Here is a 12,418-nt window from a genome sequence, read left to right as displayed (position 1 = left end):
GCAACAGTGAATCCAATTTACCTTTTTGTTATTTTACCACGTAGAGGAAAGCCTAAATCAATTATACCTAAGATTCTTATAAGATAAAGGACCATCGGCAAAAGCATCGAGACAAAGAATACAACAATTGGTATTGCTTTAGAGTAGCCCTTTTGATAACAAAAATAAAAAATGAACGAGAATCCTTGTAATAGAAGGAGAAATTGTAGAAATACATTTAAATTGATTGCTGCAAGAAAAACAAAAGAATCTCGATCGATATTCATCAGGATTAAAATCGTTGTAATTAAATAATACCATATCAAGCTTTGTGGCAGTCTCCATTCACGAAAAGGAATAAGAGACTTAACATCAACTCTTAACCGTTTTAATATTGGGAGAGACACAAAGTGAATAGCAAGTGTAGATAAAAATCCCATTACTATAAAGAGTGTTGGAATGAGCATACCTAAAAACTCTATTCCCTCATCTAACTGTTCAAACTGCTTATCTAGTTCTTCTGGCTCACTAAAGCTAGATAAAATGGATCTTGATTGGTCCATTGACTGCTCTAAAAGAGTAAAAGAATCCTTTACTATATCAATTTGTAGAAAGAAAATAGAACCGATATAGGTAATAACTAAACTAACGGTAAAAGCTAGACTACCTCCAATAATAGCACTCATTGTTTGCTTCTTTTTATAGAAAATCCCTATTACCAATCCACTTAAGCCAGATGTAAGTGCCACTAATAGATTGGTTATTGGACCAAATAAAATGGAGAGAATACATCCAGCAAAGATTAGTAAAACAACTAAGGACAATTGATGACGTATAGTAAAAAGGATAAACGGTAACGGTAGAAAAAGAAGAAAGATTGGCCCCACTATAGGCAGATAAGTTGAAACTAATAAAAGGACTAAAAAGAGTGCTAACAATATGGCACCTTCTGTAATCGCTTGTGTTTTCCTCACAGTATTCACCTCTTTTTAAAGAGCATCATATGAAGTATAAAACAGAGACTATGATGCTTCTAACTAAAGGAAGTCTATTGATTTCCTTTGCCATTCTGGTTTATATTTGTTCAAATTTATGTAGACATATTCATCTAGTATCGATATCAATGGAGTATTTTATACGTTATCTACGTAGCCTACTCTTGTTTTGGGCCCATTTGTTCTATGATTTTATTTTCCCTCTGGAACTATACAATAATAAAAAAGCACAGATAGGATATAATCCTTTTCTGTGCTTTTTTATTTATTATTCACCAGCAACATATGGTAATAAAGCCATTTGACGAGCTCTCTTGATAGCTACAGTCAATTTACGTTGGTATTTAGCGCTAGTACCTGTTACACGACGAGGTAAAATTTTACCACGCTCAGATACGAATTTTTTTAGTAAATCAACATCTTTGTAATCGATGTGAGTGATACCATTTGATGTGAAGAAACACACCTTACGACGTTTTGCACGTCCACCTTTACGTCCGCCTGCCATGATTAATTTCCTCCCTTCTTAGTTAAAAATTACGTTCAATTCGTATATTAAAACGGTAAGTCGTCATCAGATATATCAATAGGTTTTCCATCATTTGCAAATGGATCTGCATCAAAGCTTGTACGACCTTGATTACGTTGTTGATTTTGATCTGAACCGAAAGGATTTTGATTACCAGAGTTATCTGAGTACCCACCAAAGTTGTTATTATTATTGCTATTGTAGTTATTGTTGTTACCGCCGCCGCTTGCTGATCTAGGCTCTAAGAACTGTACGCTTTCTGCAACAACCTCTGTTACAAACACACGTTTGCCTGTTTGATCTTCATAGCTACGTGATTGCAAACGTCCGTCAACACCAGCTAAACTACCTTTTTTAAGGAAGTTTGCGACATTTTCAGCTTGTTTACGCCATATCACACAGTTAAGAAAATCGGCTTCTCTTTCACCCTGTTGATTTGTAAACGTTCGGTTTACTGCAAGAGTAAATGTAGCAACTGCTACTCCACTTGGTGTGTATCGTAGATCTGGATCTTTTGTTAGTCTTCCGACTAATACTACTCGATTCAACATCAGAACCATCCTTTTTTGAATATATCTTATCTTACTTCATATCATTAGTCTTCTTTTTTAATCACAATGTGGCGAATGATATCTTCGCTGATTTTCGCTAAACGATCGAATTCTTGAACAGCAGCAGCTTCAGAGTTAACTTGAAGAAGCATGTAGTAGCCATCACGGAAATCGTTGATTTCGTAAGCTAGGCGACGTTTGCCCCACTCTTTTGCTTCTGTTACTTCCGCACCATTTGTAGATAAAACGTTGTTGAAACGCTCAACTAAAGCTTTCTTAGCTTCATCTTCAATATTTGGACGGATGATGTACATAACTTCGTACTTTCTCATCATCTTACACCTCCTTTTGGTCTAAACGGCCCATTTATGGGCAAGGAGCAATTATTAAAATAATTTACTCACAATAACGAATTATAGCAAATGAATTTCAAAAGCGCAAGTGCTTAGAAATTGACTTATTAAGTCTAGGCTATGCTACAGTTTACCGTTAAGTTGAGACTCCCTGCTCGCAGGAAATCGAATACTTATAACCGAGCTCATCAGAGACGTGTGTCAGAGCTTAACTTTAAGAACATCGTTTACTTACGAAATAAGCATTTCACTTTTTATACTAAGAAGTATTGTCTGAACATAAAAACAAAAAGGAACAGACTAAGAAAGGGCTAATCCCCTTACTCAATCTGTTCTCTCTCTGTTAGGCTTAATTTATGAAAAAACGATTAAACGTTAAAACGGAAATGAATAACATCTCCATCTTTCACGATATATTCCTTACCTTCTAGACGTACTTTTCCAGCCTCACGAGCAGCTCCCATTGATTTAGCAGTTAGTAAATCCTCATAAGAAACTGTTTCAGCACGGATAAAGCCTCTTTCAAAATCAGTATGGATGATTCCCGCACATTGTGGAGCCTTCATTCCTTTTGTGAAAGTCCACGCACGAACCTCTTGTTCACCAGCTGTGAAATAAGTAGCTAATCCTAAAAGATTGTAAGATGCTTTAATTAATTGATCAAGACCTGACTCTTCAATCCCAAGCTCTTCTAAGAACATTTCCTTTTCTTCGCCATCAAGCTCCGCAATTTCAGATTCAATTTTCGCACAGACAACAATCACTTCAGCATTTTCACCTGCTGCAAAATCACGAACCTTTTGTACGTATTCGTTATTTGATGCATCCGCTACTTCATCTTCACTTACATTTGAAACGTAAAGTACAGGCTTGCTTGTTAATAAATGTAGCTGCTTTACATATTTATGTTGCTCTTCATTCATTTCAACAGAGCGCGCTGGTTTTTCATTTTCAAATGCTTCTTTTAATTTAGTAAGAATCTCATGCTCAAAGACAGCTGTTTTTTCTTTTTGTTTTGCTAATTTCGCAACACGATCTAGGCGTTTATCAACTGTTTCTAAATCAGCTAAAATTAATTCAAGATTTATTGTTTCAATATCAGAAATAGGATCTACTTTACCCGATACATGTGTAATGTTGTCATCTGCGAAACATCTTACTACATGACAAATCGCATCTACTTGACGAATATGTGATAAGAACTTATTTCCTAAACCTTCACCTTTACTTGCTCCTTTAACAATCCCAGCAATATCCGTGAATTCAAATGCTGTCGGAATTGTTTTCTTAGGATTTACAAGTTCTGTTAGCTTTACTAGACGCTCATCAGGTACCTCTACAATTCCAACATTTGGATCAATTGTACAGAAAGGATAGTTTGCTGATTCTGCTCCAGCTTGTGTAATTGCGTTAAATAATGTTGATTTCCCTACGTTAGGAAGACCGACAATTCCTGCTGTTAATGCCATATTCCCACTCCTCTATTTCAAACAAATCGTTTGTCCGTTTTCTACTTCAACCTTCAACAATTATAGATAGTAAATCAATAAAATACAAGCCGTACTATTTTAAGTATAAGGCTTTAAGAAATGCTAAAGATATAACCTGTCTTTCAGTGATAAGAATACATCCATTAGAAATAGAAGACGATTTTGATTTACCTCTTGAACAGATGGTGCCTAAAGCTAGACACTAAAACTACGTTCCATATTCTATTTTTCTATTTTTTCTACCTAGTCCCGCAAAAAATGCGAAGCGTCTAGATCATAAATCACCAGCTTTATAGCTGAAATAAAAAGACTGTAGGCAAGCCCAACTTTTGTCGAGTTTATCTACAGTCTGAGAAGAGCCTCTATATGCCCTCAATTATTTTTCTTTCACTATGTTTACTAAACAATCATACAGGATACTTCCTAATCCATTATCGGAATTGCCATCAGGAGTGAGTAAATTGACGGATCCTCCAAATTTATGCCATTGGCCTTCATCCACATTAATTGTCTTAGGGTGGGCTTTTTTTAGAAGCTTCACCTTTCCTGTTAATTTTCCACGATCATTAAAGATTGTGACGATATCATCTTCATTGAGCTCATGTTCTCTTGCAATATCCTCTGAAACTTCAATTTTCACTTCTTGTAATGCTTCAATGAAAAGATAATGTTGTGAATGGTTGGATCTTAATGGATGGATTGATAATAACTGATAAGGATATTTCTTTGCTAAGTCTGGATTTGAAATACGCGATTCCTTCGGTAATGTGTAGAGTGGTTTCCCCTCATATCCTTTCTTTTTTGCAAGTGTTGAGGTGAATTCAAACTTTCCGCTAGGGGTAGAAAATTCCTTCGTATCCCAAGGTACTTGTTTCACTGGAAGTGGTAGCCTTTTGCATTCCTTCAGCTTTTCAACAGTAACACCATCTTCCTCTAAATGAGCAATCCCCATTTGTAAGAACTCGTCCACTGTATAATCAAATGCTTCTCCAAAACCTAATCTCTTAGCTAGTTCCGTCCAAATCCACAAATCCGACTTAGCTTCACCGGGAGGGTCAACTAGCTTTTCACCATAGTTTACATAATGATGGTACATGGATGCGTAATAAATATCTTCTTCTTCGAATACTGTCGTTGTCGGTAGCACATAATCCGCTAACTCAGCTGTATCTGTAAGGAAGTGATCCACAACAACAAGGGTCTCAATGGATTCAAAAGCCTCTCTCACTTTATTTGAATCCGGTACTTGAACAAGAGGATTTCCACAAGTAACAAACGCCATCTTTATTTCAGGATTGACTGCTTCTATAATGCCTTCTGCCTGCTTCATCATCGTAAAATGTCTAGATGCTGTTGCCTTGTGTTGTAAAGTAAGAGCACTCATATTGAAATTCTTCCCAACCTGAATGTTACCAAAGTTAGAGCCACCACCAGCAACACCTACATTCCCGCTAAGTGCAATAAGGGCATCGATAAGACGAATAGTATTGCCGCCATTAGCAAATCGTTGCATACCTAATCCTAAATATGTCGAGGTTGGACCATTCGAATAAATTCTTGCTAAATATTGAATAGATTCATAGGTAATTTCTGTTTTCTCTGTGATTTCTTCAAAAGTAAATTGCTCCAACAGCTCTACTAAATCATTAAAACCTACAGTATGATTTTCAACAAATTCCTCATCATATTGATTTTCTTGTAAAAGATACTTCATGATGCCAATAGCAGCTAACCCGTCCATCCCAGGTTTTATTGATAAATAATGATCGGCTATTTTGGCTGTTGCATTAAAGATTGGATCAATAACTGTAATCGTTGCTCCCTGCTTCTTAACTTGTTGAAGATGATGAAATAAATGCATATTGGTTCTAGCCACATTTCTCCCCCAGATAACAACATGCTTACTATTGTAAATATCCTCAGCAGCATGACTATCTGAGCTTCCAAAATCCCAAGTTTGAGCTTCTATTCCTGATCCCCAACAAATACTTCCTACAAGCGTTGTCACGCCTCCGTATTCATTAAAAAATCGCTTATCCAAATTTTTTAATAATCCATTGTTCGCATAGTCATGACTATGAAGGACAGCAGTTGTTCCATAGATTTCTTTAATTTCTCTCATTCTATGAGCAATTTCATCTAGTGCCTGTTGCCATGAAACCTCAATAAACTCGCCATTTACTTTTTTTAACGGAGTTGTTAATCGATCAGTACTATTCGTTTTTGTCTCAAGCATTCTTCCTCTACCACAAATTTTCCCCTGAGTGATGGGGTGTTCTTTATCACCATCAACCTTCGTCACCTTATTATTTTCTACAGTCACTTCAAAGCCACAGCTATCCCAGCAGTTCAAGGGGCAGGAAGATTTATATGTCTGTTTCATTCGGTTCCCCCCACAAATTTATGCTTCTGTTTCCTCGTGTTTCACAAGCATTTTCTTCATTTTTCGTGAAAATTCCTTACGTGGTATTAGCACACTATGCTCACAACCTAAGCACTTAATTCGAATATCCATTCCCATTCGAATGATTTTCCATCTATTTGTTCCACAAGGGTGTTGTTTTTTCATTTCAACAATATCGTTTAACCCATACTCTTTTTCCACTAGCCTTCCTCCTCGCTTAGCTAACCTCTTTTCTGTTATACATCACAATACGTGGATAAGGTATTTCAATTCCCGTTTGATCCAGTCGTAATTTTATATCTTTACGAAGCATTCGACTTATATGAAAATGTCTCATCGGCTCTACCTCACATGTTACACGGAGGACAATCTCAGATGCTCCTAAGGTTTGCACTCCTAGCAACTCTGGGGGTGTAATGATATCCTCATATTTTTCTGGTACTTCTTCTAATAATTCCTGTATCACTCGTTCAGCTTCAGGAATATCACTTTCATACGAAATACTCACATCCACAACTGCAATACTATTATGGATCGAAAAATTCGTAACCTCAGCGATACTTCCATTCGGTAAAATATGCAGTTCGCCTGTCCAGCTTTTCACCTTTGTGGTACGCAGTCCAATTTCTTCGACTGTTCCCTCGAAGTGAGAAACGCGAATATAGTCCCCGACCGAGAACTGATCTTCAAAGATGATAAAAAATCCTGTAATAATATCTTTCACTAAGCTTTGAGCACCAAATCCCACTGCAAGACCAATAATACCAGCACCGGCAAGTAATGCACCTACATCCAAGCTTAATGTTTCTAAAACCATTATGATGGCAATAAAATAGATGACATACGTTAAAATATTCTCTAATAGCTTTGAGAGTGTATTTTCTCTTCTTTCTGATATTCGTATCGGTGATTTCCCGCGGAATAAAAAGATCTTATTTATCGCCAGTTTCCCTATCTTAATAAATACACTTGCAACGATTAAAATTAAGATGATTTTTAAAAGACCTTCTCCAATTGTAACCCAAAGCTTTACATCTTTTAAATAATCAACAGTCTCGGTCCACATATCTTCTATTATATTCATCTACATCACCTTTTTCTAATTTTTAGGATAGGAGTATTAAAAGGTAAGGCTCTTTTCTGAAAGATTGCTGCTAATCACCTAGAAAGTAATTAGTAACAGACTATTAATGATCAATAAGGTATTATCCTAATAAGAAAAGATGCCACTAGTCTTTATACAGCGCTGTTTTCTTCATATGACTTAAAGCAAAAAAGAGTATGAAAACAGCCAAAAATAATTAAGGGTAATCATATCTTAATTCGCCTATCATCCTTCATATTTGTTCCCTCACACCTTAGCCTTTAAAAGTCTTCCTTCCGTTCTCTCCTTTACAAGTAATTATACTCCAATTACCACTCATATCTATTCGTTAAGCACTGTTTTTTAACGCCTATTTCGTTTCATTTTTATTACAATACGCTACTTCCTTTTAACTTGGCAATGGAAAACCTTGCTTAAAGGATTAAGAGTGTAGAAACTTACTAGAAGGTAAGATTCATACTACATACTAAATCGAGTTAATTTATCTGATAGTCTAAATGAGGATTCTTCGTAAAAAATCGTAAGGAAAAGCGTGAATCCACTTTTGAATTCACGCTTTTCTTTGACTTTGATTCACTTATTGTCTTTGATTCAGCCTGATCATGTTGATGTTTTGTAGCGGTTTAATAATGGGTATAAAAGAATCGATACGAGTAAATAGAGATTAATCAATCCATATAACGGATAAAGCACACTTACTAAATTAGTAAATCCAAACCTTGTAAAAGGAATCATCGTAAGAACTAATAAAAGGGCGACAATGGAATACGGGATTCTTACTATATGCTTAAATCGAGAAGCAAGTCCAAAAATACCCGATACAGCTGTCGTGTAAATAGCTAACCATAGCATGACAGACATGAACAAGAAAAATACAAAAGGAGAACCCTTTAATACGGCAAATAAAGGAATCTCATAATCTGTTAAATAATCCGCCATTTGAACGAGTGTTTCATTGTAAACAAATGATATCGCACCTAATATAAGTCCACTACCAATGCTAGCGACTTTCGCCTCGCGTAAGCTCTTTATCTCTCTTCCAATTGCTGAAAGTACAGCTATAAGTGGCAAGATATTTAAGGCGGTGAATGTAAAGGCAGATGGCCAATTATACTGCTTGTTCAAATCTAAAACCCACGAATGATGATGTGAAATGTTAAAGGATAACAAAGCGTAAAATAGTCCTACAACCAACAACGGAATGATTATAGCATTCAATTTAATAATACTATTTGAATTTCCTAAAAATAATAAGACGAGCAAGATAGAGAAAAAGGCAATTCCCCACCAATACGGAATAGAAAATGATTCTAGGGTGGCTCCTCCTCCTGCAATCATCACAATTGTCGTTGTAAATAAATATAAAACAATTAAAACATCATAAACATATGACAGCTTTTTCCCAACTAACTTCTCTAATACAGGGAAAAAATGTTGCGTTCTTTCTTCATAGCTTATTTTCATAATGACGTAGACAGCAATAATGAAAATCACTGTAAAAATAACGATGGCCAGTCCGCTTTCAAATCCAAAAAACTCCCAAAGTTCTCTTCCTGATGCATACCCTGCTCCAATTATTGTTCCTAATATTAGGAACATCCACTTGATTCCTGCTCTCATCTTTTTCCCACCTCTTAAGGCTGTCCTATTTGTAAGCTTCATGTATAGAAATTAACATTCTTCCGTATACTGTTAGTATTATGACGTAGGAGTGAATTCTATGAATCTAAAATCAAGACTTTTCCCAAACCTTCAACAACAAGAAAGGGTTCATTATGAAACAGATGGGGTAGCAGATTTATTATCTGATTCTATTATGAATCACCTACCACGCCTCTATTACAAGCAAATTGTAGTTGTTTGTATCGGAACAGACCGATCTACGGGTGACAGCCTAGGTCCTTTAGTAGGTTCTAAGATTCAAAAAGATATTTCTTATTTTCACGTGTATGGGACCTTAAAAGATCCGGTTCATGCGGTTAATTTAGCAGAAACTCTTGAACACATTCACGAAAAACATAAAAATCCTTTCATCATCGCTATTGATGCATGTCTAGGTAGAATGAAAAGTGTTGGTTTTATTCAAATTGATAAAGGGTCTATTAAGCCTGGTGCTGGTGTTAATAAGGATCTCCCTCCTGTAGGTGATATGCATATAACAGGAATAGTAAATATCAGTGGATATATGGAATATTTAGTTCTTCAAAACACACGGTTACATGTAGTCGTTAGCATGGCAGATCAGATTGCAGAGGGAATTCTAAAAGCGGAAGAAGCCTATTTAGAAAAGCGCCTCTCTATTCGAAGAGATTGGTTAAATACACTTAGTGATTCACCGAACCAACAAGAGCAGAATAACCTTGATCAATCTCAACAAGCTTAAGGTGAATAACAGTAACTACTTCAATCTTCATTTATCTTAAAAAAATCACATGAAATATCTTTAAGATATCCCTTTACAGATAAGTATATAAGCAAATGCGCGATGGAAAACTTCCTTTTTCCTGTACAAAAAAACACTGTCCTTCATGAACAGTGTTTAGTCACAGGTTATGCCTGAATAAGTACAATTAATGTAATAATCAAGATACTTGGTAAAAGGTTCGCTACACGTATTTGCTTGATTCCTAGAATATTTAGACCAATTGCAAAAATTAATACCCCTCCAGTTGCTGTTAATTCAGCAATAAGCAAATCTAATAATGCTGGAGGTAAGTAGGAATGAATGATATTTGCAAAGAGCGCGATTCCACCTTGATACAAAAAGACAGGTATGGCTGAAAAAATAACACCGATGCCTAATGTGCTAGCCAAAACCATACTTGTAAATCCATCAATCATTGATTTTGTTAATAAAACGGAATGGTCTGAACGTAATCCACTATCAAGCGCTCCTACTATTGCCATTGCTCCTACTACAAAAATTAAAGTCGCTGTTACAAAGCCCTGAGCAATATTGCTGCTTTCCGTTTTATCTAATTTCTTTTCAAGAACCTTCCCTATATAATGTAAAGAATCCTCAATTCGTAGCCACTCACCTATTACGGTACCTACTACAAGACTAACAATAACATAGAAAAAATCTGCACTTTTTAAGGCCATATCAATTCCTAGAATAATAACTGAAATACCAATAGCCGTCATGACTGTTTGTTTCATTTGCTCAGGAATTTTCCTTAATAGTAAACCAATTAAAGTTCCTCCGATAATTCCGAGCGCATTTACTATACTACCGAACAAAACCATGTTGTTCACCTACCGTTCCACCATTAAAATTTCATGTATGAATTATTCTCAATATGAAGAAGCCTCATTAATCACATGAAAAGAAGCTGACTTGTAAAAGTCAGCTAAGTTCCTTTTTTACAATGATTCTTTTTGGGAATTTAAAAGCTCCAGAATACGTTCAAGATCGTCTTGTGAGAAGAACTCAATTTCAATTCTCCCTTTTTTCTTCTGCTTTTTTATTGAAACAGATGTCCCAAAGTACTCCTGTAAGTAAGATTCTCGTTCCTTAATAAAAACATCTTTCTCTACAGGCTTCTTTTTTGTTTCACGTGGAACATTCTCATTTAACTGTTGGATTAATTGCTCTACTTGGCGAACATTCAACTGTTCTCGAATAATTTTATTAACAAGGGGCTGAAGCTTTTCTTTATTCTTCAGTCCTAACAATGTTCGACCATGCCCCATTGAGAGCTTTCCTTCAGCAAGCATTTGTTGAATTTGTTTTGGCAACGAAAGTAAACGAACGTGGTTTGCAATATGTGGACGACTTTTTCCAAGTCTTTTGGCTAATGCTTCTTGGGTGAAGTTTAATTTCTCCATTAAAGTTTGATAAGCATGCGCCTCTTCAATAGGTGATAAATCTTCACGTTGAAGGTTTTCCAGTAATGCAAGTTCCATCATTTGCTGCTCAGTTAAGTCACGAACAACTGCAGGTATAGCTGCTAATTTTGCTTCCTTTGCTGCTCTAAAACGTCTTTCTCCAACAACAATTTCAAAGCCTTTAATAGTTTTACGTAAAATAATGGGTTGTAATACGCCATGCTGTACTATTGAATCCTTCAATTCTTGGATTGCTTCTGGTTCGAACGTTTTACGAGGTTGATATGGATTAGGACGGATTTCACTCAAGTTAATCTCTTGAACGGTTTCCTCCTGCCCTACTTCCATATTAGAAAACAAAGCGTTAATTCCTTTTCCTAACCCTCTAGCCATTCACAACCACTTCCTTTGCCAAATCTAAATAAACCTCTGCGCCTCTAGACCTTGGATCGTAAATGATAATGGGTTGTCCATGACTTGGTGCTTCACTTAAACGGATATTACGAGGGATAATTGTTTTATAAACTTTATCTTGAAAATATTTCTTCACTTCATCAATAACTTGAATACCTAAATTTGTTCTAGCATCAAGCATTGTTAATAAAACACCTTCAATTGTTAATTCTGTATTTAGGTGTTTTTGAACAAGACGAACTGTGTTTAATAATTGACTTAACCCTTCAAGTGCATAATATTCACATTGTACAGGTATTAAAACCGCATCAGATGCTGTTAAGGCATTGATTGTAAGCAGTCCTAAGGATGGTGGACAGTCAATTACCATATAATCGTACTCATGCTTTACTGATTCAAGTGCTCTCTTTAGCCGTACTTCACGTGAAATAGTGGGTACAAGTTCAATTTCGGCACCTGCTAGCTGGATTGTAGCTGGAATGATATCAAGATTTTCTACCGCAGTTGGCTTGATTACATCTCTAACTTCTGCATCGTCTACTAAAATATCATATATGCATTGCTCGACATCAGCCTTTTCAATGCCAATTCCGCTCGTTGCATTTCCTTGTGGGTCAACATCGACAAGAAGCACTCGTTTACCGATGTATGCTAAGCAAGCACCCAAATTTACAGAGGTTGTTGTTTTGCCAACTCCACCTTTTTGGTTTGCAATCGCAATAATTTTTCCCACGATGTCACCTGCTTTCATAATACATAAGGTCTGTTTT

General features: G+C 36.0%; 13 protein-coding genes. 1 reads left to right on the top strand and 12 read right to left on the bottom strand.

Going from position 1 to position 12,418, the window contains the following annotated elements; translation table 11 throughout:
* Positions 1–17: 17 nt before the first annotated feature.
* From A9C19_RS20445 to A9C19_RS20405, 9 genes are all read right to left on the bottom strand, one after another.
* Positions 18–953: a YybS family protein gene (locus A9C19_RS20445; protein ID WP_072581584.1), complete on the bottom strand. Its 936-nt coding sequence runs from the start codon at positions 951–953 to the stop codon at positions 18–20.
* A 289-nt stretch (positions 954–1,242) separates the two neighbouring features.
* On the bottom strand, positions 1,243–1,482 hold the full coding sequence (gene rpsR / locus A9C19_RS20440; protein ID WP_026561616.1) for a 30S ribosomal protein S18: 240 nt from the start codon (positions 1,480–1,482) through the stop codon (positions 1,243–1,245).
* 47 nt (positions 1,483–1,529) lie between these two features.
* Positions 1,530–2,054 (bottom strand): single-stranded DNA-binding protein, encoded by a 525-nt coding sequence (ssb, locus tag A9C19_RS20435; RefSeq protein ID WP_072581583.1) that lies wholly within the window; start codon positions 2,052–2,054, stop codon positions 1,530–1,532.
* A gap of 44 nt (positions 2,055–2,098) precedes the next feature.
* A complete protein-coding gene (gene rpsF, locus A9C19_RS20430) occupies positions 2,099–2,386 on the bottom strand; it encodes a 30S ribosomal protein S6 (RefSeq protein ID WP_072581968.1) in 288 nt (95 codons plus the stop codon).
* 389 nt (positions 2,387–2,775) lie between these two features.
* Positions 2,776–3,876, bottom strand: coding sequence for a redox-regulated ATPase YchF (ychF, locus tag A9C19_RS20425; RefSeq protein ID WP_072581582.1), 1,101 nt, complete (start codon positions 3,874–3,876; stop codon positions 2,776–2,778).
* 397 nt (positions 3,877–4,273) lie between these two features.
* Positions 4,274–6,280: a molybdopterin-dependent oxidoreductase gene (locus A9C19_RS20420; protein WP_072581581.1), complete on the bottom strand. Its 2,007-nt coding sequence runs from the start codon at positions 6,278–6,280 to the stop codon at positions 4,274–4,276.
* A gap of 18 nt (positions 6,281–6,298) precedes the next feature.
* A complete protein-coding gene (locus A9C19_RS20415) occupies positions 6,299–6,502 on the bottom strand; it encodes a DUF951 domain-containing protein (RefSeq protein WP_072581580.1) in 204 nt (67 codons plus the stop codon).
* A 16-nt stretch (positions 6,503–6,518) separates the two neighbouring features.
* Complete coding sequence (locus tag A9C19_RS20410; RefSeq protein WP_072581579.1) at positions 6,519–7,385, bottom strand: mechanosensitive ion channel family protein; 867 nt, start codon at positions 7,383–7,385, stop codon at positions 6,519–6,521.
* 621 nt (positions 7,386–8,006) lie between these two features.
* Positions 8,007–9,026, bottom strand: coding sequence for a YkvI family membrane protein (locus tag A9C19_RS20405; protein ID WP_072581578.1), 1,020 nt, complete (start codon positions 9,024–9,026; stop codon positions 8,007–8,009).
* A gap of 100 nt (positions 9,027–9,126) precedes the next feature.
* Here A9C19_RS20405 and yyaC point away from each other — a divergent pair, with 100 nt between their 5' ends.
* Entirely contained in the window at positions 9,127–9,789 is a 663-nt protein-coding gene (yyaC, locus tag A9C19_RS20400; protein ID WP_072581577.1) for a spore protease YyaC, read from the top strand.
* A gap of 167 nt (positions 9,790–9,956) precedes the next feature.
* On the opposite strand, the gene A9C19_RS20395 is transcribed toward yyaC, so the two are convergent.
* From A9C19_RS20395 to A9C19_RS20385, 3 genes are all read right to left on the bottom strand, one after another.
* The gene (locus A9C19_RS20395) at positions 9,957–10,652 is read right to left on the bottom strand and encodes a DUF554 domain-containing protein (protein WP_072581576.1); all 696 of its coding nucleotides are present in this window, start codon (positions 10,650–10,652) and stop codon (positions 9,957–9,959) included.
* Between the two features lie 117 nt (positions 10,653–10,769).
* Positions 10,770–11,627 carry a ParB/RepB/Spo0J family partition protein gene (locus A9C19_RS20390; RefSeq protein ID WP_072581575.1) on the bottom strand — a complete coding sequence of 286 codons (858 nt, stop codon included), beginning with the start codon at positions 11,625–11,627 and terminating at the stop codon, positions 10,770–10,772.
* Positions 11,620–12,381, bottom strand: coding sequence for a ParA family protein (locus tag A9C19_RS20385; RefSeq protein WP_072581574.1), 762 nt, complete (start codon positions 12,379–12,381; stop codon positions 11,620–11,622). The genes A9C19_RS20390 and A9C19_RS20385 overlap by 8 nt, the downstream gene beginning before the upstream one ends.
* Between the last annotated feature and the right edge of the window lie 37 nt (positions 12,382–12,418).

It is taken from the genome of Bacillus weihaiensis (genome assembly GCF_001889165.1).
Classification (GTDB): domain Bacteria; phylum Bacillota; class Bacilli; order Bacillales; family Bacillaceae; genus Metabacillus; species Metabacillus weihaiensis.
The sequence above is the reverse complement of the archived record's forward strand: the minus strand, read 5'-3'. Positions and strand labels throughout refer to the sequence as shown.

Coding starts and splice junctions, on each gene's coding strand:
- rpsR (WP_026561616.1), bottom strand. CDS start 1,482: ATGGCAGGCGGACGTAAAGGTGGACGTGCAAAACGTCGTAAGGTGTGT.
- ssb (WP_072581583.1), bottom strand. CDS start 2,054: ATGTTGAATCGAGTAGTATTAGTCGGAAGACTAACAAAAGATCCAGAT.
- rpsF (WP_072581968.1), bottom strand. CDS start 2,386: ATGAGAAAGTACGAAGTTATGTACATCATCCGTCCAAATATTGAAGAT.
- ychF (WP_072581582.1), bottom strand. CDS start 3,876: ATGGCATTAACAGCAGGAATTGTCGGTCTTCCTAACGTAGGGAAATCA.
- A9C19_RS20420 (WP_072581581.1), bottom strand. CDS start 6,280: ATGAAACAGACATATAAATCTTCCTGCCCCTTGAACTGCTGGGATAGC.
- A9C19_RS20410 (WP_072581579.1), bottom strand. CDS start 7,385: ATGAATATAATAGAAGATATGTGGACCGAGACTGTTGATTATTTAAAA.
- A9C19_RS20405 (WP_072581578.1), bottom strand. CDS start 9,026: ATGAGAGCAGGAATCAAGTGGATGTTCCTAATATTAGGAACAATAATT.
- yyaC (WP_072581577.1), top strand. CDS start 9,127: ATGAATCTAAAATCAAGACTTTTCCCAAACCTTCAACAACAAGAAAGG.
- A9C19_RS20395 (WP_072581576.1), bottom strand. CDS start 10,652: ATGGTTTTGTTCGGTAGTATAGTAAATGCGCTCGGAATTATCGGAGGA.
- A9C19_RS20390 (WP_072581575.1), bottom strand. CDS start 11,627: ATGGCTAGAGGGTTAGGAAAAGGAATTAACGCTTTGTTTTCTAATATG.